This window comes from Sulfurimonas sp. NWX79 (assembly GCF_039667035.1).
In the GTDB taxonomy this organism is placed as follows: domain Bacteria; phylum Campylobacterota; class Campylobacteria; order Campylobacterales; family Sulfurimonadaceae; genus Sulfurimonas; species Sulfurimonas indica.
The window spans coordinates 35,850-61,559 of record NZ_JALCZL010000008.1 but is presented as its reverse complement, the minus strand read 5'-3'; the positions used below and the strand labels follow the sequence as shown (position 1 = coordinate 61,559).

Genomic DNA, 25,710 nt, shown 5'->3' with positions numbered 1-25,710 from the left:
TTGTTAACAGATTAAAAGAAGGATAGTGATGTTTTACTACTTAAAATGGAAAAGAGAATAGGAATTATATATCAAGATATGTTGATATATATAAAAATTTATGTTAGAGTTACACAATTAAATAAATACAGAGGTAAATATGCAAAAAAATGTAAGTAAAACACAAAATGGTGTGAAGATTAACTTTTTAGGATCTGTTGCAAAGCAAAATATTGTAACAATGGTACAAAACTGTGCAACAGGACAGTGCGAGTGTATGAGTGATGATACAAAGGCAAAGATAAAAGATATGCAGGTAGAGGGAAGTGATGGGAATGTTGAACTCTCGCTTGAAGGTGATGTCTCGGTTGAAGAGATTCAAGCAGCACTGGAAAAATCAAAGGTACTAAATTAAGATGAGCAAACTTAAAGAGTTTTTTGCTTACGGAGAGAAAGTTCCTGGTTATGATGTTCGTGTTTTAAATGAGCGTGAAGCGCGTGCTGCTGCAGGGATTTTGTTTATTGGGGCTTTTTTAGGGTTGACCAATGGTGTGATGCTTGGTACTGCTGTTTTTTCAGAGTATTTTGTCAGTTTTTTCGCACTTGACTTTACTATTCGTGTGATTCAACCACGTTATGCTCCAAGTCTTTTACTCGGAAGATTTTTTGTACAGAATCAAACACCTGAATATGTAGGAGCTGAGCAAAAACGTTTTGCGTGGCTTTTGGGCATGGTGATTGCATGGCCGATGTTTTACTATCTTGTTATCGACTTTCAGCCAAACCCCATCAAAGTGCTTGTCTGTCTTATCTGTATGGCACTGCTCTTTTTTGAGTCTGCTTTTTCAGTCTGCCTTGGATGTAAAATCTTTCATTTGATTAAAAAAGCAAAACCGACACACTGTCCTGGCGGGGTCTGTGAGATGCGTATAAAAGAGGCTGTCCAGAAGTTTGATCCTGTACAAAAGTTTATCTTGATTGTGACCGTTATTGCCATATCTTACGGTTCCTATCTCTATATGACCAAACTAGAAGACAGAACAGTACTTGTCAAAAAGATAAAAGTAATGCTGATGAGCGAAGAGGAGCTTCAAAAACTAGAAGAGGCAGAGTATCAAAAAGAGTTAGAGGAGTTTGACAACGATGACGACTTCTAAGAAGAAAGTACTCATTATGTGTACAGGAAACAGCTGCCGAAGTATTATCGGTGAAGCGCTTATTAACAAAGAACTAGATGGTGTAGAAGCTCAAAGTTGTGGTGTCGCACCAAGTGGCAGGGTCAACCCAAATGCTAAAAAAGTTTTAGAGTTGCATGATGCATGGGATGATAGTTACTACTCAAAGCATCTTGATAGTGTCATTGATGAGGACTTTGACCTTGTCGTAACTGTATGTGACCATGCAAAAGAGACATGTCCCATTTTTCCAAAACCGGTGAAGAAAATTCATGTTGGCTTTGAAGATCCGGATGGAAAAGATTTTGATGCTTTTGAAGAGACTTACGCACTCATAAAAGATAAACTCCTAAAGCAAATCAAAGAGAATCTCTAGTGAGCTATTATGAGGTACTGCTTCTCTTTTTTGGTGGGCTTGGTATCTTTGTCTATGCAATCTATTTTGTTTTAAAATTTAAAGAAGAGAGACGTTTAGAACAATTACAAAGTGAGCCTTTTAAAGAAGAGTACAGAACCTACTTAGAACAAACACCTCATTATAAAAATCTCTCAGTTGAAGATAAAGCCAAGATAGAGCGCTCCATTATCATATTTACCAATACAAAAGAGTTTATCGGCGTGGGTATAGAGCTCACGCAGGAGATGAAAATTATTATCGCTTTTTATGCCTGCCTTTTATTGCTGCGTAAAACAACAACAAACTGTTATGATAATCTCAAGACCGTTATTATCTATCCAAGTGTGGTAGTCTTTGAAAATCTGCACTCATCAGGTGGTATTTATACCAAAGAAAAGTTTCTTCTTGAAGGACAGGCTGCAAATGATACAGTTGTCATCATCTGGCATGATGCAAAAAAAGAGGCCTATCATCTACGTCATGGCAATGTTATTATTCATGAATTTGCCCATGAGATAGACTTTATGGATGGAGAAATTGATGGTGTTCCACCGATTGAGCGTTCAAAGTATGATGAGTGGACACGGGTACTTTTTCATGATTTTAAAAAACTCAGCAATGTGGCTTTAAAAAACAGAGATTGGGGCAAGTACAAACTTTTAGGCTCTTATGCTGCAACAAATGAAGCAGAGTTTTTTGCAGTGCTTACAGAGCGTTTTTTTGAATCACCCCAGAGTCTTAAAAAGCATTTCCCGGAACTTTATAATGAGCTCAAAGATTTTTATAAAATCGATACAATAAAGCTTATAGGCTAAGTTTGCTATAATCACATAAATAATAAAGAAGAGTATATATTTATGAGAGAATTTTTTAGACGAATTGAAGATGGCAATGAAATCATTATAGAAGCAGATTTGAATGCTTATGGATACAGTAACAAATATGCCTGGCTATTAAGTGTTTTTATCAAGTTTGATGCATCAGATGAGACACAAGAGGGCTTTGAAGAGTATTTAGAGACAAAAGAGTCGCTTATCATTGCTCTAGAACATGATAAAAAGGCAAAATATGTCGGAAGCCGTATGCTTGATGGGTGGAGTGAACTCTACTTCTATGCGGATGACTCAAAAGGACTTGATAAACTTGTTGCCAATATCTTGACACCGAGTAACTATGTTTATGAGAGTCATACTGTCAGGGATTCAAAATGGGATTTTCATCATAAAAACCTTACACCAAACGAACTTGAACTTGCACATATACAGAGTGACAAGATAATCTATCTCTTGGAAGAAGAGGGTGATGACTTAGAACTTCCACGTCCTGTTGAACATTATGTCTCATTTGATACGCCTACACAAAAAGAGCGTTTTTTAGAATCACTCAACGAGAAACAGTTTACTTTTAAAGATGAGATAAGTTCTGATGAGTTTGAAAACGGTATAGCACTTGTAAGAGAGCATGCTGTGACTCAAAATGGTGTTAAAGAAGTTGTTGAAGAGCTCTTTGCAATGATAAAAGAAGAGAATGGTTATTATGAGGGTTGGAGTACAACACTTGCTAATGAAGAGGCTTAATGATTAAAATCATAGGAAGCATTAACTATCTTCTTGTTGTTTTTTTAAATGCTTTTACAGATTTAGGGCATAAGATAATCATCCAAAATACAATTTTTAAAGTTTATGATGGTTCAACGCAGATAGTTTTGACTGCTATTGTCAATGCATTGATACTTTTTCCTTTTATCTTGATCTTCTCACCATCCGGTTTTTTGGCTGACAGGTTTGCCAAAAACAAGATTATGGAGTATGCTGCTCTTTTTGCTGTAGTTATTACGTTGGGAATTACCTACGCTTACTATCATGGTCATTTTCTGCTTGCATTTTCTTTGACATTTGTATTGGCTTTACAGAGTGCTATCTATGGGCCTGCAAAGTATGGTTATATCAAAGAATTTTTTGGAGATAAGTACATCAGTGCAGCAAACGGAGCTGTTCAGGCTATCACTACAGTTGCAATACTTGGTGGTATCATCTTTTATACTGTTTTATTTGAGGGAATGTACAGTGATAGCTACGTCACTGAAGACGAAATCCTGCAGGCGATTGCTCCTCTTGGATGGCTGCTTGTCGGAGCTTCTTTGATAGAGTGGTTCTTGGCTGCAAAGCTTCCAAATAAGACAGAACAGAAGAGTGTAAAGGTCTTTAAGGCAAAAAAATATCTTAGTGGTTTTTATCTTGTAAAGAATTTAAAGACATTAACACGAAAAAGAGAGATATATGAGGCTGTTATCTCATTGGGTCTTTTTTGGTCCATCTCACAGGTTGTTCTTGCTATTTTTGGTGAGTATGCAAAATCAGAACTTGGTGTGACAAATACCATCTATGTCCAAGGTGTTATGGCACTTGCCGGTATTGGGATCGTGTTAGGTTCCATACTTGCTGCAAAATTTTCAAAATACTACATTAATCTAGGACTCAGTGGTATTGGTGTTATTGGGATTACTCTTATTGTATTTAGCATCCCTTTTATAGACTCAATGATGCTAATAGCAGTGATGTTTATACTCTTTGGTCTGCTTTCAGGCTTTGTTCTTGTACCGTTAAATTCCCGTATTCAGCATTTGGCATCGCGCATTCATCTTGGGACTATTATCGCAGCAAACAATTTCGTCCAAAATATCTTTATGTTCTCATTTCTAATGCTGACTACGGTTTTTGCCTACTTTGGAATGAATGCTGAGATACTTTTTTATTTGATGGGGCTTGTCAGTCTCTATCTTGTCTACCTTTTGTTTAAAAGGTACTATGTAGATATTTTTTGGGCCTTTATGGGACTGCTCAGTGCTTTTCGCTACAAGTATGACTATTATGGGTTAGAGAATGTTCCACAAGATAAAGCAGTACTTCTGCTTGGAAATCATGTAAGCTGGCTGGATTGGATTATCTTACAGTTGCCATTTGAGAGACGGATAAACTATATGATGGATAAAGAGATTTATCACTGGAAGTTGATGTATCCTCTCTTTAAAAGGGGTGAAGCTATTCCTCTCTCTCCACGTGCTTTTAAGGATGCTTTTAAAGATGCTCACGCAAGACTTAAAGAGGGGCGTATTGTCAGTATATTTCCAGAAGGCGGGATAAGTAAAGATGGCAATATTGGTACCTTTCACAGAGGTTTTGAACTGATACCCAAAGATTATGATGGTGTTATTGTGCCATTTTACATAGACAGTGGTATTTTTGGCACTGTTTTTTCAAAATATAAACCGAAAAATGGTAAACTTAACTTATTTAAACGTAGAGTTATAAGAATCTATTTTGGCAAGCCACTGCCAAAAGAGACAACGAGTGAAGAACTAAAAGCGATTGTTACACAAATGAAGGAGCAGTATGAAACTCAACAAACCCAAGCATAATCTTTTTAGAAACGGTGTCTATGCGCTAGAAGGTTTTGTGGATATTGTTAAAAATGAGACCTCTTTTAAGTGGCAGCTGCTAATGTTTTTTATATTAGGTACTACTGCCTGGGTATTACCGATTAGCTTTGGGTATGCAAGTATACTTTTTTTGTCACTCTTTATCCCAATCCTTGCAGAAGTTGCAAACTCCGCACTGGAGCGTGTTGTTGACCTGGTAACACAAGATTATCATATCTTGGCAAAACAGGCAAAAGATGCAGGTGCGACCCTTGTTCTTTTAAGTCTTATTTTGATGCTTCTTATCTGGGCATCTGTTTTACTGCTTGCATTTGAAATAGTCTAAGGGAAGAGTTTGAAGTAAAGAGAGTATTTGTTTTAAAGCTCTTGGAAAAAATTGTTAGGTATTGTTATGAGAGATGTATAGGTGTTGGTAATAACACAGAAAAATAAAGACCTATATCTTACTTTAGGAGAAAAATTTTGAAAAACAGAACTTTAATAATCGGTGCAGGTGGTGTTGGTCGTGTTGTTGCACATAAATGTGCAATGAATGCAGAAATCTTTGGTGAAATTACTCTTGCTAGTCGTACGAAATCCAAATGTGATGCAATCGCAAGTGAGATAAAGGATGTAGTAGTTAAAACAGCAGCAGTCGATGCAGATAATACAGAAGAGCTTATTGAACTCATTAAAGCAGTGGATGCTTCTATTGTTATCAATGTTGCACTGCCGTATCAGGATTTGACTATTATGGATGCCTGTATAGCTACCGGAGTAGATTATTTAGATACTGCAAACTATGAGCATCCCGATGAAGCCAAGTTTGAGTACAAAGAGCAGTGGGCAAAAGATGCAGATTTTAAAAAAGCTGGAATTATGGGACTGTTGGGAAGTGGCTTTGACCCGGGCGTGACGAATGTATTCTGTGCTTATGCGCAAAAACACTACTTTGATGAGATTCATACTATTGATATCTTAGATTGTAATGCAGGTGATCACGGTTACCCATTTGCAACGAACTTCAATCCTGAGATAAACCTGCGTGAGGTAAGTGCAAAGGGACGCTACTGGGAGAATGGAGAGTGGATAGAGACTGAGCCTATGGAGATTAAGATGGTATGGGACTATCCAGAAGTTGGTCCCAAAGACTCTTATCTGCTTTATCATGAAGAGATGGAGTCTCTTGTGAAGCATATTAAAGGGCTTAAACGCATTCGCTTTTTTATGACCTTTGGTGAGAGTTATCTTACACATATGAAGTGTTTGGAAAATGTTGGAATGCTAGGTATTGAGCCGGTGGAACATCAAGGACAGAAGATAGTGCCTATTGAGTTTTTAAAGACACTTCTGCCTGATCCAGCATCTTTGGGTCCTCGTACAAAGGGTAAAACGAATATTGGAATCGTAGCAGAGGGTATAAAAGATGGTAAGAAAAAGAAAATCTACATCTATCAGGTAAGTGACCATGAAAAGTGTTATAAAGAGGTAAAAAGCCAGGCAGTATCGTATACAACAGGTGTTCCTGCAATGATAGGTGCGAAATTGATGCTTGAGAAAGTCTGGTATAAAGAGGGCGTACATAATATGGAAGAGTTCGATCCGGATCCGTTCATGGAAGAGCTCAATACTCAAGGACTTCCTTGGCAAATAAAAGAGCTGGAGTAGTGTATGACCTATGAAGATTTAGTCAAAAATATTGATGATATGCCGTCACTTTCAAAAGTGGCATCGGTTATACAAGGACTGTATGCAAGAGGGGCACATAATGTGGATGTCCGTAAGTTGATTCGCATGATAGAAGCCGATGTTATGCTTACGGCAAATATATTAAAAACGATAAACTCTCCCTATTATGGTTTTAAAAGCCGCATATCTTCCATCTCTCAAGCAGTAACGCTTTTAGGAACACAGCAGATGTACTCTTTGGTCATTCACTATGCCATCTCGAAGCATCTCCAAGCAGATACTACGATATATGGCTTTAACAATGCACAATTCAATGAGATGTGTATACTGCAAAGTTCACTTATGATGCAGTGGTATGCAAAGATTGATCTGCATGATACACATATCTTAACTTCATTGGCATTGATTATGGAGTCTGGCAAGATTATTATCTCTAAAGAGTTGATGGAAAGTGATTACAGAGAGGAGTATAGAAAAGGTTTTTTAGCCTGTGAAGATATTCCAAAGTTTGAACAGGAGTTTTTGTATACAACTTCATACAATTTGAGTGCACTGCTTTTTGAGCATTGGAATTTGACTCCTATCTACTCCATAGTGCTAAAAAATCTTGATAAAGATGAAGCAGAGTATGGGGAAGATGTTGATGCCATTATGGCACAGTATATCAAAGCTATAGATGTTATACGTACTGCAATTAATCTTAAAGAGGTTCTCACTGATAACTCCATTGCAAAAGCTACTCAAAAAGTAAAAGAGATAGGTCTGGATAGTGAATATTTTGAAACAGTAGCACAAAGAATAAGAAAGAAGTATGAAGAAGCAGCATAGATCTTTAGCTACTCCTTACTATCTCTGTGAAGAGGAGCTATTAGAACAGAATTTAAAAGTTTTGGATTATGTACAAAAAGAGAGTGGAGCTAAAATTATTTTGGCTTTGAAGGGTTTTGCTATGTGGTCCACTTTTGATTTGGTCTCACGCTACCTTAAAGGATGTACTGCAAGTGGACTATATGAAGCACGACTTGCACGTGAGGAGTTTTGCAAGTGGAATCCTCACGCAGAAGTTCATACCTATTCACCTGCCTTTAAAGAGGATGAAATAGAAGAGATAGCTCGTATCTCTGATCATATAGTTTTTAATTCTCCAAATCAATTAAACAGATTTGTTTGTAAAGTCAAAGAGATTAATCCGAAAATAGAAGTTTCTTTGCGCGTTAATCCTGAAGTCTCATCTTCTCCAGTTGATATCTATAATCCTTGTGGTTTATACTCAAGACTCGGTACAACAGTTGAAAATTTTGATGAAAATCTCCTAAAAGAACTCGATGGACTTAATTTTCATGCACTTTGTGAGCAAAATGTGGATGCTTTAGAAGAAGTGCTTAAAAGTTTTGATGAAAAGTTCTCAAAATATTGTAAAAATTTGAAGTATATCAACTTTGGCGGGGGGCATCATATCACTAAAAAAGGATATGATTTAGAAAAACTTATTTGGATAATCAAAGAATTCAAGAAAAAATACAATGATATTGAAGTTTATCTTGAACCGGGTGAAGCTGTTGGCTGGGAGACGGGTTATCTAGTGTCAACCGTACTCGATACTTTTAAAAACGGCATGGATATTGCCATCTTAGATACATCGGCTGAAGCACATATGCCAGATACATTAGCAATGCCATATCGTGCCGAGGTCAGAGGTGCCGGTAAAGCGGGTGAGAAAAAATATACTTATCGCTTGGGAGGAAATACTTGTCTTGCCGGTGATATTATGGGGGATTACTCGTTTGATAAGCCTCTAGAAGTTGGAGATGAAATGATCTTTGAAGATCAGATTCATTATACTTTTGTGAAAAATACAACTTTTAATGGTATCAAGCTCCCATCTCTTGCTATCAAACGCAAAAATGGTACGATAGAGTTGATAAAAGAGTTTGGTTATGAAGATTATAGAGATAGATTAAGTTGAGGGAGAAACAATGATAAGTGATAAAGAGCGCTGGAACAAACGATATCAGGAAAAACCTTTCCGTGATTATGTTGAACCGATAGTTGAGAAGTATATCGATGAAGCAAATGTAGGTTATGCACTTGATATTGCATGTGGGCAAGGTCGTAATACTCACTTTGTAGCTGATTGTGGCTTTGAGGTGGATGCAATTGATTTGAGTGATTATGCACTCTCAAAAGTAATGGATAATGACAAAATTCACAAGATTGAAGTTGATCTGGATGAATATAATTTAGAGAAAAAAAAGTATGATCTCATTATCAATATGAACTATCTCAATCGCCGTTTTTACCATCAGATAAAAGAGGCTTTAAAACCGGATGGACTTTTGATATTTGAGACATTTATCATTGCTCACGGAGATTTTGACAACCCGCAAAATCCTGAGTATCTTCTACGTCAAAATGAACTTTTGCATGCCTTTATAGGACTTGATATTATCTACTATGAAGAGCGAGATGATATTAATTTACGTGGAGAAAAGACCCGTGTAGCCTCGCTTGTAGCCAAAAAGAGAGCTTGTTAGAGAGTTTTATGCAAAAAAGTGCTTATGAAATTTACAACTACCTTGACGAACTTGATTTACTGAAAAAATCTCCAGAGTTTTGGTGGCCAAATACAGGAACTTTTGAAGTAGTTGTTGGAGCAATTCTAACACAAAATACAACTTGGAAAAATGTAGAAAAATCACTTGAAAATTTAAAAGGATTTTTAGAATTAGAATCTTTTGTAAGCTTGCGTGAGGATGCATTAAAAGTTAGGATAAAACCAAGTGGATTTCAGAATCAAAAAGCTCCAAGACTACTGCAACTTGCACGCAACATCAAAGAAGAGTTTATTACTTTTGAACATTTCCAAAAAAATGTCACACGTAAGTGGCTTTTGTCTCAAAAAGGTATAGGGGAGGAGAGTGCAGATGCTATTCTTTGTTATGGCTGCATGCGAGAGGAGATGGTGGTGGACAGCTATACAAAACGACTACTCAAAGAGTTTGACATAGAATTTAAAAAATATGCTGAGTATAAAACATTTTTGGAAAGTAGCCTACGCGAGCATTGTAAAGAGGATGAACTTTTTAGGGTATTTGCAGAGTTTCATGGAATGATAGTAGAGTACAACAAGCAAAAAGACAAATAGATGCAGCTATATCAAACGACACTCAAGCTTCCTTCGTTTTCAAGAGGTTTTCATATTATGACAAAAGAGATAGAAAAAGCCATAGAACCTTTTGATGTAACTACGGGAGTGATAAATCTTTTTATCCAACATACTTCTGCATCTTTGAGCATTAATGAAAATGTAGACCCCAGTGTGCGTGAGGATATGGAAAGTTTTTTTAATGAGCTTGCAGATGAAAAAACGCACTATATTCATACCTATGAGGGGAGTGATGATATGCCGGCACATATTAAAAGCTCTCTTCTTGGGCACTCTCTTACGATTCCTGTTACTGGTGGAAGGCTCAATCTTGGTACTTGGCAGGGTGTCTATCTTGGAGAACATAGAGATTTTGGCGGTAGTAGAAAGATAGTCATTACTCTTTATGGAGTTTGATTTGCTGGTTTTAGGCATTGATCCTGCTCCGGCAAAAGAGTCTGTTGTCTTTGATGGTAGAGAGTTTCACTCTTTTTTTCCAAAAGAGCTCAAAGCCTACATTCAATCACATCAAGAGCCACTTTTTATCAGTTGGGATGCACCTTTGAGTGCTGCTTTGGATGATGCGTATTTCAGTTTGACAATTCGACCGATTGAACGTTTTTTCAACAGACTTGGCAGACATGCAAAAGAGTTTGGAATTCCTGAAGGTATTACAACACTTGGGTTTTCCGGGTGTCCGCACTGGACACTCTCACAATATATATTTGCATTGCCACAGCTTAATGATGAATTGCAGCATAAAAGTGGTTTTGAGCTTGTTATGGAGCATCAAACAAATTTACAGAATAACAAAAAATATATTACAGAGATTCATCCGGCTCTTTCAATGTGGATGTTCTTAAAAGAAAAGCTTGACAATGAAGTTCTTTTTCAAAATTCTTGGAAATATAAAGGCGACCGTAAAAAAGAGACACTAGAGCGAAGAGAACGTTTAAGTGCTGAAATGATTTTTCTTGCAGAAGAGATTTTTAATCTTAATGATATAGTAATTAGAAGTGATGATGAACTTGATGCTTTTGTCTGCTGGATAATGGGAAAACTATATGTTATGGGTAATCAACGGGCTTATATCTATGGAAGTCAAAAGGTCGGCTCTTTTTTATTGCCTTATGAAAAAGAAGTATTAGAGACATTTACAGAATATCTGCAATAGTTATAGTCCTTCCATTAAAACATTCCAAAGTCTCTCTATCTCTTTATCATCTAAAAAAAGGGAAGATTTGTTCTCATAAAGTTCTTGCAGCCCTTTTGGATTGATAGGGTAGGTGTGAGAGCAGTTTTCATGTGTCGGCAGGTAAGCACGGATGAGTGAAATGTTTTCTTCTATCTTGCGTGAGCATAAAAAGCAGTGCATATCTTTGTGCAGACGACCTTCATGCTCTAAAAGCTTTACATAGGATTCAATGGCCACACGTTTTGGGTTTTGCTTACTCCACTCATTTGAGGCAGATTCTAAAAGTTCAAAGTAAAAATCTCCAAGGGCTTCAGCTTCTTTGAGATGTTTGTAAAAGAGCCCACTGAAACTTTGCCAGAGTCGAAGCAATTCGCGGTCATTTATCCATCTATACCCAATATGCACAACATCTTTAAGTCGTCCGATGGTACTTTTTGCAGAAGGTTCTATCTCATAGTCGATTTTAAAGCCGAGATTAATTACTCCATGACGTGCTCCGTAGAATCTGTAAAGCGTCTCTAAGCTCCCTCTTGATAAAATAGTAACTATTAAATCTTCCTCTTTGACGCGATTAAGATTTATGATAAAACCTTTCACTTAGTGCTTCCTTTATACCCATCTTCATAAAAATTATTGATTATTTTCCTTGATATTATACTTGCTTAAACTAAAAAACAGTATAATAAACCCACTTTGTCTAAATAGACTAAGTTTCTTTAAAAAGAGATTAAACTGTAAGATTTTTTTACATGAATTTAAAAATTTGGGAGTGAAAATGGTTGAACATCATGATTTATTGAGATCGTTTAAAGATAACTGTGGTTTTGGTCTTGTTGCAAACATTGACAACAAGCCTTCACGCAAGGTTCTAAATGATGCTATTACTGCACTAGAGCGTATGATGCACCGTGGTGCTGTTGCAGCAGATGGAAAAACAGGAGATGGTAGTGGACTTTTACTCTCTATGCCAGAGGAGTTCATCCGAAAAGAGGCTGCTAAAAATGGAGTAGAACTTGCAAATCAGTTTGCAGTTGCTTCAGTATTTACAAAAGAGTTAAAACATTTAGATGTTGTAGAAGAGATTTGTGCAAACAATGACCTAAAAGTTGTACTTCGCCGCGTTGTTCCGGTAAATACAAATGCACTAGGTGCACAAGCACTTGAAACACTTCCAAATATCATTCAACTTTTTATCGTTCCTAATTCGATTATGGCGACAAATAGATTTGATGCACTGCTTTACCTCTCACGCAAGGAAGCAGAGCATAAACTTGTAGATGACAGAGATTTCTACATCGCATCTATGAGTAGCAGAGTTCTTTCATATAAAGGGCTTGTAATGCCTACACATATTAAAGAGTTCTATGAAGACCTTCAAGATGAAAGCTTTAAAATCTCTTTTTCACTCTTTCACCAAAGATTCTCAACAAATACACTTCCAGAATGGCGTTTGGCTCAGCCGTTCCGTGCAGTTGCTCATAATGGTGAGATCAACTCGGTTGAGGGGAACCGTATCAATGTTGCTATCAAGTCTGAATCTATCAAGTCGGAAGTTTTCTCAGCCCAAGAGATAGAGAGACTTTTACCTATTTTACAGCCTGGCTCATCGGATTCTGCATCGGCTGATAACTTTTTAGAGTTCCTTCTTGTAAACGGTATGGACTTCTTTAAAGCTGTACGTGCAGTGATTCCTTCTGCATGGCAGAATGCGCCGCATATGGACCCGGAACTTCGTGCATTTTATGAGTACTTTTCTACTGTATTTGAAGCGTGGGACGGTCCTGCGGCATTCTCTGTAACTGATGGTCGTTATATTGGTTGTGCACTTGACAGAAATGGTCTTCGTCCTTCAAAATATATCATTACACATGACAACAACCTGCTTATCGCTTCTGAATATGGTGTTATTGACATCAAAGAAGATGAGATTAAAGAGCGTGGTCGTCTGCAATCAGGTGAAATGATAGGACTTGATCTAAAATATGGGAAAGTGCTTAAAAGTTGTGATATTGACAACTACCTTAAATCTTCAAACCCATACATGAAGTGGCTAAATGAGCATATGATCTATCTGCAAGAGCACGTTGAAGAGCAGTACAGTGAAGCTGAAGCTATGGAAGAGGATATGCTCATCAGAAAACAAAAGTTCTATAACATCACTGAAGAGATTGTAGAGCAGGTTATTGAGCCGATGATCAATGACGGTAAAGAGGCTGTTGGTTCTATGGGTGATGATACGCCACTTGCTGCTTTTTCTGAAAAACAGAGAAACTTTACAGACTTTTTCAAGCAAAAATTTGCACAGGTAACAAACCCGCCGATTGATCCGATCCGTGAAAAAGTAGTTATGAGTTTAAACACAGGTTTTGGTGAAGTACATAATATCTTAGATGAGATTCCTTCTCACGCACACAGACTCAAATCTATCTCTCCTATTATTACAATGGAGAAGCTTGAAGTACTGAAATCTTTTGGAGATAAAAAGTCACCTTCGTACCAAAGATTCTATAAAAATGAGACATTCTCAACGGCTTACAGCGGAAGTTTGCGTGAGGCTCTTGATAATCTTGTAGCACAAGTTATCGGTTCTGTTAAAAATGACGGTACAAGAATTGTTATTTTGGATGATGCTGAATTTGGACCGGATAAAAAGACAATCCCAATGGCTATGGCTGTCGGTCGTATTAATTTTGCACTTCTTGGTGCAAAAATTCGTCACTTGGTATCAATCATTGCAGTAACAGGTGAGGTAGTAGATTCTCACTCTGCAGCAGTTTTACTCGGATATGGTGCAAGTGCAATCTATCCAAACCTTCTGTTTGCAACGGTTATTAAACAGCTAGAGCGTAAGAAAAATAGTAAAATCACAGTTCCTGAAGCGCTCAAATCGGTACATACTGCACTTAATGGCGGACTTTTGAAAATTATGTCAAAAATGGGTATTGCAACGATTGCATCGTACAGAAACTCTGGTCTTTTTGATGTTATGGGACTTTCACGTGAGATAGTGCAAGAGTGTTTTGAATCTTCAAACTGTGTTGTACCGGGTCTTTCTTATGAAGATATTGATAAGAGATTAGAGAAGTATCACACTTCAGCATTTAAAAATGATGGGTTTAAGAAAATCTTCCCACTAAACATTGGTGGTTTTTATAAGTTCTATACAGGTCAAGAACATCATGACTTCGGTCCTGCTGTTATCCATGCTATTCATAAAATGGCATCAAGCGGAAAGCCTGAAGATTTTGCAGAGCTGAAAAAACTTGTTGAGGGTCGTGGGCTGAAGATGATTCGTGACTTCTTGGATATCAAGTCAGACAGAGAACCGATTGATATCAGCGAAGTTGAACCAAAAGAGGCAATCTTTAAACGTTTCGCATCAGCAGCAATGTCTCTTGGTTCTATTTCCCCTGAAGCACATGAGACTATCGCTATTGCGATGAATCGTATAGGTGGTCAATCAAACTCTGGAGAAGGTGGAGAAGATAAAGAGCGTTTTGGAACGGAAAGAGTCTCTAAAATCAAACAGGTCGCATCAGGTCGTTTTGGTGTAACTCCGGCATATCTCCGTTCAGCTGAAGAGATTCAGATCAAAGTTGCACAGGGTGCAAAACCGGGTGAGGGTGGACAGCTTCCAGGACATAAGGTTACTCCGTTAATCGGTAAACTTCGCCATACTGTTCCAGGTGTTACACTTATTTCACCTCCTCCTCATCATGATATCTACTCTATTGAGGATTTGGCACAGCTTATCTTTGATATGAAGCAGGTAAACCCTAAAGCACGTGTTGCCGTGAAACTTGTTTCAACTGTCGGTGTTGGAACAATTGCAGCAGGTGTTGCAAAAGCGTATGCAGACAAAATCATCATTTCCGGTGGTGATGGTGGTACAGGTGCTGCACCACTTACTTCTATCAAGTTTGCGGGGAACCCTTGGGAGCTAGGTCTTTCTGAGGCGCATAATGCTCTTAAAGCGAATAATCTTCGTGGATTGGTTGAACTTCAGACTGATGGTGGACTTAAAACTGGTCTTGATGTCGTAAAAGCGGCACTTTTAGGTGCTGAGTCTTATGCATTTGGTACAGGTGTTCTTACAATCGTTGGTTGTAAAATGCTTCGTATCTGTCATGTCAATAAATGTTCTGTAGGTATTGCTACACAAAATGAGAAGTTGCGTGAGGAGTTCTTTAAAGGACATGTTGATCAGGTTATCAACTACTTTACACTGCTTGCTGAAGATGTAAGAGCTATCATGGCTCAGCTTGGTTACAGAACAATGGAAGAGATGATAGGTCGTGTTGATCTACTTCAAGTGAAAGAGGACGAGTTCGCAAAAAAATTCGACTTCTCTGCAGTGCTTCATAAAGAAGAGGGTGTAGATACTTGTCAACAACCGTTCAATCCTCCGTTTGATGATAATGCTTTTGAAAAAGATGTGCTCAAAGAGGCATATGTAGCTATCAAACATCCTGAGCATCCAATTAGAATCAAAAGAGATATCTGTAACCTAAACAGAAGTTTTGGTGCACTTATCTCTGGTGAGATTGCAGAATATTACGGTGATACAGGTCTTAAACCTGATACAATCAAAATCAATCTTGAGGGTGTTGCAGGTCAGGCACTTGGAGCATTCTTGATTAATGGTGTCTCTATTTACCTCAAAGGTGTGGCAAATGACTACATCGGTAAAGGTATGCACGGTGGTAAGATCATCATTACTTCAAAAAATGAAGGTGAAGCATACTCTGCCGGTGGTAATACGTGTCTTTATGGTGCGACTGGCGGTAAACTTTATGTTTCAGGAAGTGTAGGTGAGCGTTTTGCCGTTCGTAACTCTGGAGCATTTGCTATCGTTGAAGGAACAGGGGACAATGCCTGTGAATATATGACAGGTGGTGTCGTTGTTATCCTTGGTCGTACAGGTATTAACTTTGGTGCAGGTATGACAGGTGGTATCAGTTTCGTGTATGACAAAGAGCACAGTTTCATTGAAAATGTAAACGGTGAGCTTGTAGAGGCTGTAAGAATCGATACAGATGAGGGTGATGAAGCACGTCACTACCTCAAACGTCTGCTTAAAGATTATGTAGTAGAGACTGGCAGTAAGAAAGCACAAGACCTGCTTGATAACTTTAGAGTAGAAGTAAGAAACTTCTGGTTGGTAAAACCGAAAAACTTAACAAAACTACCTCTTAACCTAGAGAATGGAGATTAATAATGAGAGAATATTTAACAACAGAAAGAATTGATCCAGAGAAGAGACTTGTCGTTGAGAGAACGAAAGACTTTGGTGAAATCTATGAGGTATTTGATCGTGATGATGCTGCTACTCAAAGTGACAGATGTATTCAGTGTGGGGATCCGTTTTGTCTGAACAAGTGTCCTCTTCATAACTATATTCCACAATGGTTAAAAGCGATATCTGAAAAAGATTTGGAGTTTGCATTCAGACTCTCTAATGAGCCTTCACCATTTCCAGAAGTTATGGGAAGAGTTTGTCCTCATGACAGACTTTGTGAGGGTGACTGTACGCTTAATGACGGACATGGTGCCATTACTATCGGCTCTGTTGAGACACACATCACTGAAGCTGGTTTCAAAGCAGGATACAAACCAGAGTTTCCTGGAATTACAACAGATAAAAAAGTTGCAGTTATCGGAAGTGGTCCTGCGGGGCTTTCAGTTGCAACGTATCTTTTAAGAAGTGGAATTGCTGTGACTATGTATGAAAGAAGTGACCGTGCTGGTGGACTTTTGACATATGGTATTCCTAATTTTAAACTTGATAAAAAAGTAGTAGAACGTCGTATTCGTCTTTTAGAAGAAGCAGGGCTGAAACTTGTACTTAACTGTGAAGTTGGTCGTGATATCGATTTTGAAACGATTGCTAATGAGCATGATGCGATGTTTATCGGTGTTGGTGCTACAAAAGCAAAATCAGCCGGTATTTCTGGTGAAAATGCTCCAAATGTATATGCAGCTATGGATTATCTTACTGCTATTCAGCGTAAACAGTTTAAGCTTGATTATGACAAGAAGTTTGACTTTAAAGACTTAAATGTTGTTGTAATTGGTGGTGGAGATACTGCAATGGATTGTCTTCGTACTGCAAAACGTGAAGGTGCAAAGTCTGTAACATGTTTGTACCGTCGTGATGAGAAGAATATGCCAGGGTCTAAAAAAGAGTATAAAAATGCAATGGAAGAAGGTGTTGACTTTACTTTCTTTGTATCTCCAAAAGAGATCATACTTAATGATGAAGGTAAAGCTGTAGCTGTGGAAGTTGTTAAAACTACACTTGGTGCTAAAGATGCATCTGGTCGTCAGCGTATGGAAGAGGTAAAAGGAAGTGAGCATAGAATCAATGCAGATGTTATTATTATGTCTCTTGGTTTTGATCCTGCTGTACCATCTTTCTTAGCTGAAAACGGCATCGAGACAAATGAGTGGGGCGGTATCATTATCGATGAAGAGACACATGAGACTACAACTGCCGGTATCTATGCCGGAGGAGACTGTTTCCGTGGAGCTGACTTGGTAGTAACGGCTGCTTATGACGGTCGTGAGGCTGCTAGAAGCATCGCTAACGCTTTATTGAGATAGAACACTAAACTATCTTTATCTATTTTCGATAAAGGTAGTTTCTTCCCTCTTTTATTTTCACTTTCATTTTATAAATTACAAAAAAAGTCTCAAACAATTTTTATGTTAGTATAAATTTGCTATAATATCGCACGATTATAATATAAGGATATTTTTTGAATTTACTCAACCTTTTTACAAAAAAATTTGATAATAAACAGCCTGAAAAAGCAGAAGCCGGTTCTCACTGGATTAAGTGTAAATCTTGTCACTCTTTAATGTACTACAAAGAGGTTGAGAATCAAAATTATGTATGTCCTAAGTGTGGTTACCATATCCGTATAGGTGTAAAAGAGCGTATCAAGCTCTTGGCTGATGAAGGAACATTTGTAGAGCATGATGCAGGGCTTGAGCCGGTTGATCCACTAAAATTTGTTGATAAAAAACCATACAAAAAGAGAATTGAAGAAGGAGAGGCTAAAACAGGAAGAAAATCTTCTGTAGTTGCTGGAAGCTGTAAGATGAATGGACTTCCAGTTCAGCTTGTTATCTTTGATTTTGCCTTTATGGGTGGTTCTTTAGGCTCAGTAGAGGGTGAAAAGATTGTACGTGCAGTTAATCGTGCGATAGAAAACCGTGAAGGTCTGGTTATTCTTTCTGCTTCTGGTGGGGCAAGAATGCAAGAATCAACTTTTTCACTACTTCAAATGAGTAAAACTTCTGCAGCACTTGGAAAGCTTTCCAATGAAGGGCTTCCGTTTATCTCAGTACTTACTGATCCTACAATGGGTGGTGTTTCAGCTTCATTTGCAAATCTTGGTGATATTATTATTGCTGAGCCTGGTGCACTTGTCGGTTTTGCCGGAGCACGTGTAATTGAGCAGACAATCGGTTCTGAGCTTCCTGAAGGGTTTCAGCGAGCTGAATTTTTGCTTGAAAAAGGCTCTATCGATATGATTGTAAATCGTAATGAGCTCAAAAAAACACTTGCAGATCTCCTTCTTTTAATGAAAAAAGACTAGTATGCGACTCTATGCTTTATGTGACCAGGATATGCTTGATAAAAAAGGTCTCTCTTTAGAGATATTTTTAGAAAAAGCAAATGAACATAAGGCAGAAATCATTCAATATCGTGCAAAAAATGCAGATATTGCCTTCATTAAAAAACAACTCATAGCAATAAGAAAAGAGTATGACGGTTTTTTGATTGTCAATGATGCCTATGAACTCATAGAGTTTTGTGATGGTGTCCATATGGGTCAAGAGGATCTGCGTGAGATAGATGAAGATATCAACAAAGCAGTGACTATTTTGCGCAGTGTTATAGGAAGTGACAAGATACTGGGTGTCTCAACACATAATGAAGAAGAGGTGCTTCAAGCAAACAGCATGGATCTCAACTACATTGGTTTGGGTGCTTATAGAGATACATTGACGAAACAAGATGTCTCAACAGTTTTGGGTGACAAGCTTGATGCTATTGCACAACTTTCAGACCATTATGTCGCAGCTATTGGTGGTGTGAAACTTGATGACAAGTTTGAACATGTTACGTATCATGTCATAGGAAGTAGGTTATTTGAATGAATATAGAGATTATATCTATTGCAAAAAAAGAGAAATCCATCTATGATCCACTCTACAAAGAATTAGAAAAAATGATAAGCAGGTTTGCAAAAGTCAAAGATACAGAGATTTTTACAAAAGATGTAACAAAAGCACACACTATTTCGCAAAAAGCCGCTCAAGAGGCATATACAAAGGTTTTAGAGCCTTACATTGGGAAAGATTTCTGTATAACTTTACATCCTGATGGAAAATTAATCGACAGTTTTGAATTTAGTAAGCTATTAAATGATAAAATGTCCATTAAATTTTTCATAGGTGGAGCTTACGGCTTTGAAGAGAGCTTTTTAAAAAAAAGCAACAGTGTGATAAGCCTGGGAAAAATAACTATGAGTCATAAAATAGCAAAAGCAGTTTTGTTAGAGCAGATTTACAGAGGTTTTTCCATACTGAGTAATCACCCATATCATAAATAAGGAAAGCATACGTGCAGACAAGTGAGTTAAATTATTTTAAAGAAATATTAGAGAGTCGTAAAGAACAGATTCAAAAAAACATAAGTAGTGTAAACAGCGAGTTGAATCAACTCAGTAATTTAGAACTCAATGATGAGGGCGATCATGCTTCAGTAAACAATAACTCAATGGTTGAGAGTGCTATAGTACAACAACAGACTCAAGAACTCGAAGAGATAGAAAAAGCACTCTCTAAAATAGCAAATGGCGAGTATGGGATCTGTGAGATGTGTGAAGATGATATAGGTTTTCAACGACTGAAAGTGAAACCTCATGCTGTTTATTGCATTGATTGTAGAGAAATAGCAGAAAAATCTAATTAAGGAATTTGCAATGTATATAAAAAGATACTCAATAGCTGCGTTTATTTGGATAGCTCTTGTTGGTTGGTATGTTTATGCATACGTAACTCAAGAGACTATGAGTATTGATCTTTTTGGTATTCCAATGCCGTCACTTTCAGTGGCGTTATGGGTAGTAGTACCATTGGTGGTCCTCTATCTTGCGAGTGTCTTTCATATGGCATTTTATTCTATGCTCGGTAGTTTTAGACTGCGTGGGTATGAGAAAGATTTTGAAAAAATCATTGATGCTATCATTGATGCATATCTTGGTAAGAAAAGTAGAAGCTATACTTTTAAGACTGATAGATACAGACTTCTTGGAACACTTCTTGAAAAAAGTACAGTTTTTCCAAGCGGCGAATTAATTGGAGCTACTGGAAATGAAAAAATAGACAGAGTTCTTAAAATGATTGAAGATATCAAAAATGGTGAAGTAGTTGATTTAAAACCATTCAATCTTTTACCTGAAAATCCTTTAGTTATTCAAAATGAGAAAAACAGAGTGAAAAAAGGTGAAGTTAAAGTCGCAGATATCCTTTCAAACTGTACAAAATATGCAGATGAGTTATGTCAGTTTGTTTATACTGATTATGTAAAAACTGCATCGCTGCAAAATATTTTAAAGTATAAAGCATTTTTAACAAAAGAGTCACTACATGTTATAATGGCACGTATTAACTCTGATGGGCATACACTGAGTATCTCGAATGAAGAGTTAATTGAACTGCTGAATAAACTTGAACTTTCAAAACAGGACTACATCGAGCTCTCTATTACACTCTCCAAAGGTGGTATGATTCCAGAGCAGAGAATGAAGCTTTTTGAGACCTTAAGTGAAGAATATCATGAAGAGGCAATGGATGCCTATCTCTTTACACTTTTTGATTTAGAGATGCTTGCCCCTGCTGATGAAGTGCTGGAAAATGCACAACCGGATGAGTTCCAAAACTTTAGAGCATATCGTGCACTTAAAGAGTGTGGTAAAAACTTTAGTATTTACCTCTTTGTATAGATATGATAAAAAACCTCTCCTTTGATAAACCTCTTTATGTACTAGCCCCTTTGGCGGGCTTTACTGATTTGCCTTTAAGAAGTGTTGTCAAAAAATTTGGAGCAGATTTGACTGTCAGCGAGATGTTAAGTTCAAATGCTTTGGCACATGGCTCACAAAAAACCCTTCATATGCTTGAAAAATCCCCTCTAGAAGACCCTTATTCTGTTCAAATTGCCGGAAGTGACGTTGATATTGTCAAACGTGCTGTAGAGGTTTTAAATGAACAAGAGGGCATTGATATTATTGACTTAAATTGTGGATGTCCTGTACCAAAGGTAGTAGGCCATGGCAGTGGAAGTTCTCTACTTTTAAATCTACCACTTATGGGTGAGATTATCAAAACAATCAAAGAGACTTCAAACAAAGAGCTTACTTCCGTAAAGATTCGTCTTGGTTTTGAAGAGAAAAATCATGTTGATATTGCAAAAGTGGTTGAAGACAGCGGAGCTGATTTTATAGCAGTCCATGGTAGAACACGTGCTGGGAAGTTCAAAGCACCGGTTGATTATGATGCAATCCGTGAGATAAAAGAGGCAGTAAAGATTCCTGTCATTGCAAATGGCGATATAGACTCTTATGAGAAAGCAAAATGGGTGTTAGAGCATACTGGTGCAGATGGAGTGATGATAGGTCGCGGAGCTGTTGGAGCTCCTTGGATATTTCACCAGCTTCGCACAGGTGAAGAGCATGTGGAGTTGTCTCTAAAGCATGAGATTATAATGGAACATTTTGATAAAATGATAGAGTTTTATGGTGATTATGGAGCAATTTTATTCCGTAAACATACACATACCTACTCGAAAGGTTACCGTGGAGCTTCAACGCTTCGTAACCAGGTAAACAGTATCAGTGATGTTACAGAGTTTCGTGATGTATTAGATAACTTTTTTGGTAAAGCAGAGTTGGCATGAGTTTAGAGATATCAAAATCCATCAAAAACCTTGAAAAAGATGATATATCAGATAATCTGCTGCATTATGTTTACAACACAAAACACCTCCTCTCTTTAATTAAAAAAGGGATCGATACGGAAGATCCTTCATATCTGAGTTCATATCGTTCTTTTGAGGGAGAGGTATATGAAAATTTTCTCTATGAGAAACTTTTACGATATGCAGAAGAGAATGATTACATCACGAAGTTCATCTTAAAAGGTTTTCATCAGTCAAAGCACAAAGCTTATGCAAATACACTCTCCATCAGTGAAAAAGAACAAATTGTTTACCGTACAAAGTCACGTGAGATTAGTGAGTTTGATGCGATGTTTATTACAAAGAACAATGAGCTCTACTTTGTAGAGATGACACTTGTCAAGTCAGTACTCAAACTACGCAGACGTCTTCGTAAGAAAAAAGCACTTTTAGAGATTATCTTTCCAAATTACACTATCAAATCACTCATTATTTTAAATGAAGGGGCAACAGGGACAAAACAGTTCCCTGACTATTGTAAAGTATGGTTTACAAAAGAGTTCTCTGCAAAAGAGGTATTAGAGTACATTACTAAACTTGATAAGCAAAAGCTGCAGCCAAAAGACAAAATCGGTTCTAAAAAGATGATAGAAGCCCATACACTGAAACTTCATCCGTTTAGATACTACAATACTATGAGCTGGATTACAAAAAAACTGCGCTCACATCCGAAACATATAATCGATATGAGCTTTTTGTATAACTTTAAAATACAACGTTATCATAACCTCTATAATAAGTTTTATATCGGGTATCTCTCTTTGGAAAATGCAAAAAAGATTCTTACCCTCAAAGATGATGAATATAAGCCAGATAAGCGTGTTGTAGTAGCGTTAGAGAAAAAACACTCTGATGAGATAGTCCTTACATATTACATTCAGACAACGCGCAAAAATCTCTACCTTTATAGTTTTGATGATGAAGGAAAAGAGTCAAAAGAGAAAAAGGACCCGTATGGTATTACGGTAACAGAGGTATTTCATATCAATAAACTGATGGATGAGAAGTATGAACTAAATCTTCAAAATATCAATACAATGAAAAAACTGCTCAAAGAGCGTTTTGAGAGTAACTCTAAGAAGAAAAAATCTTAGAGTTCATCATTATATAAAAGAGAAGCAGCTCTTTCTTTATAAGCCTGCAGCGGTTCTTTTTCCTGCTCTTTTGTATGCACACTTTTATTATTCTGGCCATTTAAAAAGTTTTCCAACTCTTCATGTCTGCTTTGCAAGATTGTCTCAAACTCCTGCTGTGAGCTTGGTCTGTTCTCATGGAACTTATCAAGTAAGATATTGCTATTACCCATCAGTACAAGATAACTCTCAGCTCCAAAATCAAGCATAATGACACTGTTGTGTGCATCTATAGCCTTTTGAAAGCGGATAGAGACATCATTTGTACTTTTCTGAGTGCTCTCTTGCTGCAGTGGAGCTTGTTGCTGAGGCGTAGTGTTTGCATTGAAAAGCCATGGTGTCTTTTGTTGTTTTGTCGCTTGTCTGTTTTGTTTGAGTTGTTTGAGTTGTTTGAGTTGTTTGAGTTGTGCAGGCGTTGTTTTTTTCTTGATATAAAATAGAATCAATATCCCAATAATTAAAATTGCAACAACAATATAATAGCTCTGTGTAAGGTCATCACTTTTTTTCGTTGGAAGTGGAGAGAGGGAGTTGTTTGTTTGTGCAGTACTGTTTTGAGTGAGACTTTTTTGTCTTGTTGCTGCTTTATTTGTAAAGCGTAGTCTAAGCCCATAGCCATCTGCTGTTTTTGATGCTAGGAGTTTGACAGATTGTGGTACAGAGGCAATGATTTGTGTTTGACCTTTGAGCGGTGTAATAGCGACAGATTGTAAAAAGCGTGAAGCAACTTTTTTTATCTTTGGTGACTCTATCGTAGCATCTTCTAGTTTGATAATTATCTTCGATTTGCCACGACTCTGTTTGATGATACCGCTGTATGGTGTATCAAAAGTTATCATTACATCTGCTCTGTCTGTGCGGTCGTAGATGTTATAACTTAAAATTTTAGAGCCAAAGAGTGAAAGAGGAAGTAGGAAAAGTAGTAAATATTTAATCATAATCTCTCTTTAGAAAGGTAGTATAAAACAGCAGAAGAATCAAGTACTTCATTGATACGGATAGCAAGATTTTTCTCGTAAACCATAACCTCACCTTTACCCAGTATACGCCCATTTACATAAGACTCTACAGATTCTCCTGCAGGTTTTTTTAAGTCAATAATAGAGCCTTTTTCAAGTTGCAGTATCTCATGAACAGTCAGTTCTGTTTCACCCAGGTCAGAGACAAATTCGACTTCCATATCTAAAATCCCTGAGTAGTCCATCCATGACAGATCAGGAGATTGTTCTAATTTCTCTTTTTCTTTTTTTGTATCAGGCATCTATTTCCTTAATTGCAACAGTAAGTTCATCATTGCCGATTTTGATTGTTTTTGAGTCATCAACATCAAAATTAAACTCCCCAATCTTTTCAAACTTTGGTGTCCCAATAGTGTAAGGGTTTCTGCTGATCCCTTCAGCTATAACTTTTGCACTCCCAATGATTAGGTTTGCAGTTTCAAGTGTCATATCTTTGAGTGTCTCTTCATCGCTCTCATCTTCTTCCAAAAAGAGCTTGGAGACTCTTTGCATAAACTCTTTATCTGAAGCAATGTAAACCCTGTGCTTTTTATTGTCTTGTGTGTCAATATCTATGTAAGCAATAAGCGTTCTCTTTTGTGTTGAGCCATCTTTTAACTCATGAGGTTCACGAATCTGATGAACACAAAAGTTTTCAGCCGCCTCTTTAATAGTATCTAACATTTTTTTTCCCGTTTTGTAATGATTAGATTATACTTGAATGAAACACAAACTAAAATTAAATTGTAATTTTGCAAGGACTCTCTTATTGATAATGGAGTATAATTCCAAAAAAGTTTATGGATATTTATGATTGCATTAATGCTGCTTGGCTCTTTTGTCGGACTTTTGTCAGGTTTTTTTGGCATTGGCGGGGGAACGATTCTTATTCCTTTACTCTTACTGCTGGGTTATGAAACAAAAGTAGCTATCGGTATATCAGTTGTACAGATGGTCTTTAGTTCTATTTACGGAAGTTATCTGAACAATAAAAAAGGTACTCTTGATATTAAAATGGTAAGTGTCATTGGTATCGGTGGATTTGGTGGAGCACTGCTGAGTGGTTATATCGCAGCATTTTTAAGTGATAGAAGTTTAGAGATACTATTTCTCTCTTTTGCGACATTTGCACTCTTTCGTATGTTCTTTAAGACGCATGAAGATGCTAAAGAAAAGGAACTGCATTATTCTCTGCTGCTTCTTATCGGTGCTTTGCTTGGTGCTTTTAGTATGACAATAGGTGTAGGTGGGAGTATATTACTTGTTCCTATACTGGTGGGTTTTTTGCATGTATCACTTAAAAAAGCGGTCTCGGCCGGACTCTTTTTTGTGGTCTTTTCTTCCGTTGCAGGTTTAATATCTCACGCGATTGAGGGACATGTGGATTATAAAAGTGGCATCATCATTGGACTGGCTTCACTTTTGGGTGTTTATCTGGGCATCCACTTAAAAGAGAAGGTATCACATCGTCTACAAAAGAGACTATTGGTTGGCTTTTATCTCTTTGTAGTGCTTTATCTGGCAAACAGAATATTTTTTTAAAGGCAGA

General features: G+C 37.3%; 28 protein-coding genes. 24 read left to right on the top strand and 4 right to left on the bottom strand.

The features are described from left to right. The first annotated feature begins 139 nt into the window (after window positions 1-139). From MNY27_RS05195 to MNY27_RS05130, 14 genes are all read left to right on the top strand, one after another. A complete protein-coding gene (locus MNY27_RS05195) occupies window positions 140-394 on the top strand; it encodes a hypothetical protein (RefSeq protein WP_152184344.1) in 255 nt (84 codons plus the stop codon). 1 nt (window position 395) lies between these two features. Beyond that, on the top strand, window positions 396-1,136 hold the full coding sequence (locus MNY27_RS05190) for a DUF4395 domain-containing protein (protein ID WP_346391950.1): 741 nt from the start codon (window positions 396-398) through the stop codon (window positions 1,134-1,136). Further along, window positions 1,123-1,530 carry an arsenate reductase ArsC gene (locus tag MNY27_RS05185; protein ID WP_346391949.1) on the top strand — a complete coding sequence of 136 codons (408 nt, stop codon included), beginning with the start codon at window positions 1,123-1,125 and terminating at the stop codon, window positions 1,528-1,530. The genes MNY27_RS05190 and MNY27_RS05185 overlap by 14 nt, the downstream gene beginning before the upstream one ends. Then, window positions 1,530-2,366 (top strand): M90 family metallopeptidase, encoded by an 837-nt coding sequence (locus tag MNY27_RS05180; protein ID WP_346391948.1) that lies wholly within the window; start codon window positions 1,530-1,532, stop codon window positions 2,364-2,366. The genes MNY27_RS05185 and MNY27_RS05180 overlap by 1 nt, the downstream gene beginning before the upstream one ends. 42 nt (window positions 2,367-2,408) lie before the next feature. After that, complete coding sequence (locus tag MNY27_RS05175) at window positions 2,409-3,128, top strand: DUF695 domain-containing protein (RefSeq protein ID WP_152184348.1); 720 nt, start codon at window positions 2,409-2,411, stop codon at window positions 3,126-3,128. Beyond that, window positions 3,128-4,969, top strand: coding sequence for an MFS transporter (locus MNY27_RS05170; protein WP_346391947.1), 1,842 nt, complete (start codon window positions 3,128-3,130; stop codon window positions 4,967-4,969). The genes MNY27_RS05175 and MNY27_RS05170 overlap by 1 nt, the downstream gene beginning before the upstream one ends. After that, window positions 4,944-5,315, top strand: coding sequence for a diacylglycerol kinase (locus tag MNY27_RS05165; protein ID WP_152184350.1), 372 nt, complete (start codon window positions 4,944-4,946; stop codon window positions 5,313-5,315). Before MNY27_RS05170 ends, MNY27_RS05165 begins: the two co-directional genes overlap by 26 nt. 137 nt (window positions 5,316-5,452) lie before the next feature. Next, window positions 5,453-6,637: a saccharopine dehydrogenase family protein gene (locus tag MNY27_RS05160; protein WP_152184351.1), complete on the top strand. Its 1,185-nt coding sequence runs from the start codon at window positions 5,453-5,455 to the stop codon at window positions 6,635-6,637. Window positions 6,638-6,640: 3 nt separating this feature from the next. Then, entirely contained in the window at window positions 6,641-7,486 is an 846-nt protein-coding gene (locus tag MNY27_RS05155) for an HDOD domain-containing protein (protein ID WP_152184352.1), read from the top strand. Then, window positions 7,470-8,624, top strand: a complete 1,155-nt coding sequence (nspC, locus tag MNY27_RS05150) for a carboxynorspermidine decarboxylase (protein ID WP_152184353.1) — start codon at window positions 7,470-7,472, stop codon at window positions 8,622-8,624. The genes MNY27_RS05155 and nspC overlap by 17 nt, the downstream gene beginning before the upstream one ends. 10 nt (window positions 8,625-8,634) lie before the next feature. Then, on the top strand, window positions 8,635-9,192 hold the full coding sequence (locus tag MNY27_RS05145; protein WP_152184354.1) for a class I SAM-dependent methyltransferase: 558 nt from the start codon (window positions 8,635-8,637) through the stop codon (window positions 9,190-9,192). 8 nt (window positions 9,193-9,200) lie between these two features. After that, complete coding sequence (locus tag MNY27_RS05140; RefSeq protein WP_152184355.1) at window positions 9,201-9,803, top strand: 3-methyladenine DNA glycosylase; 603 nt, start codon at window positions 9,201-9,203, stop codon at window positions 9,801-9,803. Next, entirely contained in the window at window positions 9,804-10,220 is a 417-nt protein-coding gene (locus MNY27_RS05135; protein WP_346391946.1) for a secondary thiamine-phosphate synthase enzyme YjbQ, read from the top strand. Further along, the gene (locus tag MNY27_RS05130; RefSeq protein WP_152184357.1) at window positions 10,210-10,977 is read left to right on the top strand and encodes a DUF429 domain-containing protein; all 768 of its coding nucleotides are present in this window, start codon (window positions 10,210-10,212) and stop codon (window positions 10,975-10,977) included. Before MNY27_RS05135 ends, MNY27_RS05130 begins: the two co-directional genes overlap by 11 nt. Here MNY27_RS05130 and recO read toward each other — a convergent pair whose 3' ends face one another. Then, window positions 10,978-11,595 (bottom strand): recombination protein RecO, encoded by a 618-nt coding sequence (gene recO / locus MNY27_RS05125; RefSeq protein WP_152184358.1) that lies wholly within the window; start codon window positions 11,593-11,595, stop codon window positions 10,978-10,980. It lies immediately after the preceding gene. Window positions 11,596-11,773: 178 nt separating this feature from the next. Between recO and gltB the strand changes: the two genes are divergently transcribed. From gltB to MNY27_RS05080, 9 genes are all read left to right on the top strand, one after another. Next, the gene (gltB, locus tag MNY27_RS05120; RefSeq protein ID WP_346391945.1) at window positions 11,774-16,213 is read left to right on the top strand and encodes a glutamate synthase large subunit; all 4,440 of its coding nucleotides are present in this window, start codon (window positions 11,774-11,776) and stop codon (window positions 16,211-16,213) included. 2 nt (window positions 16,214-16,215) lie between these two features. Further along, entirely contained in the window at window positions 16,216-17,601 is a 1,386-nt protein-coding gene (locus MNY27_RS05115; RefSeq protein WP_152184360.1) for a glutamate synthase subunit beta, read from the top strand. A 155-nt stretch (window positions 17,602-17,756) separates the two neighbouring features. Then, a complete protein-coding gene (accD, locus tag MNY27_RS05110) occupies window positions 17,757-18,602 on the top strand; it encodes an acetyl-CoA carboxylase, carboxyltransferase subunit beta (RefSeq protein WP_152184361.1) in 846 nt (281 codons plus the stop codon). Between the two features lies 1 nt (window position 18,603). Beyond that, entirely contained in the window at window positions 18,604-19,167 is a 564-nt protein-coding gene (locus MNY27_RS05105; RefSeq protein ID WP_152184362.1) for a thiamine phosphate synthase, read from the top strand. Next, window positions 19,164-19,622: a 23S rRNA (pseudouridine(1915)-N(3))-methyltransferase RlmH gene (locus MNY27_RS05100; protein WP_152184363.1), complete on the top strand. Its 459-nt coding sequence runs from the start codon at window positions 19,164-19,166 to the stop codon at window positions 19,620-19,622. Before MNY27_RS05105 ends, MNY27_RS05100 begins: the two co-directional genes overlap by 4 nt. An 11-nt stretch (window positions 19,623-19,633) precedes the next feature. Beyond that, complete coding sequence (gene dksA / locus MNY27_RS05095; protein ID WP_152184364.1) at window positions 19,634-19,984, top strand: RNA polymerase-binding protein DksA; 351 nt, start codon at window positions 19,634-19,636, stop codon at window positions 19,982-19,984. A gap of 10 nt (window positions 19,985-19,994) precedes the next feature. Next, window positions 19,995-21,017: a hypothetical protein gene (locus MNY27_RS05090; RefSeq protein WP_152184365.1), complete on the top strand. Its 1,023-nt coding sequence runs from the start codon at window positions 19,995-19,997 to the stop codon at window positions 21,015-21,017. 2 nt (window positions 21,018-21,019) lie between these two features. After that, window positions 21,020-21,970: a tRNA dihydrouridine synthase DusB gene (gene dusB, locus MNY27_RS05085; RefSeq protein ID WP_152184366.1), complete on the top strand. Its 951-nt coding sequence runs from the start codon at window positions 21,020-21,022 to the stop codon at window positions 21,968-21,970. Further along, the gene (locus tag MNY27_RS05080) at window positions 21,967-23,124 is read left to right on the top strand and encodes a hypothetical protein (RefSeq protein ID WP_152184367.1); all 1,158 of its coding nucleotides are present in this window, start codon (window positions 21,967-21,969) and stop codon (window positions 23,122-23,124) included. Before dusB ends, MNY27_RS05080 begins: the two co-directional genes overlap by 4 nt. Here MNY27_RS05080 and MNY27_RS05075 read toward each other — a convergent pair. The 3 genes from MNY27_RS05075 to MNY27_RS05065 are packed head-to-tail and all read right to left on the bottom strand — an operon-like array spanning window position 23,121 to window position 24,845. Continuing rightward, window positions 23,121-24,101, bottom strand: coding sequence for a hypothetical protein (locus MNY27_RS05075; protein ID WP_346391944.1), 981 nt, complete (start codon window positions 24,099-24,101; stop codon window positions 23,121-23,123). The two genes, MNY27_RS05080 and MNY27_RS05075, sit on opposite strands and share 4 nt — an antisense overlap. Beyond that, complete coding sequence (gene fliN / locus MNY27_RS05070) at window positions 24,098-24,424, bottom strand: flagellar motor switch protein FliN (RefSeq protein WP_152184369.1); 327 nt, start codon at window positions 24,422-24,424, stop codon at window positions 24,098-24,100. Before fliN ends, MNY27_RS05075 begins: the two co-directional genes overlap by 4 nt. Next, the gene (locus MNY27_RS05065; protein ID WP_152184370.1) at window positions 24,417-24,845 is read right to left on the bottom strand and encodes a chemotaxis protein CheX; all 429 of its coding nucleotides are present in this window, start codon (window positions 24,843-24,845) and stop codon (window positions 24,417-24,419) included. The genes fliN and MNY27_RS05065 overlap by 8 nt, the downstream gene beginning before the upstream one ends. A 126-nt stretch (window positions 24,846-24,971) precedes the next feature. On the opposite strand from MNY27_RS05065, the gene MNY27_RS05060 reads away from it, so the two are divergent. Then, window positions 24,972-25,703, top strand: coding sequence for a sulfite exporter TauE/SafE family protein (locus tag MNY27_RS05060; protein WP_152184371.1), 732 nt, complete (start codon window positions 24,972-24,974; stop codon window positions 25,701-25,703). Window positions 25,704-25,710: the final 7 nt, after the last annotated feature.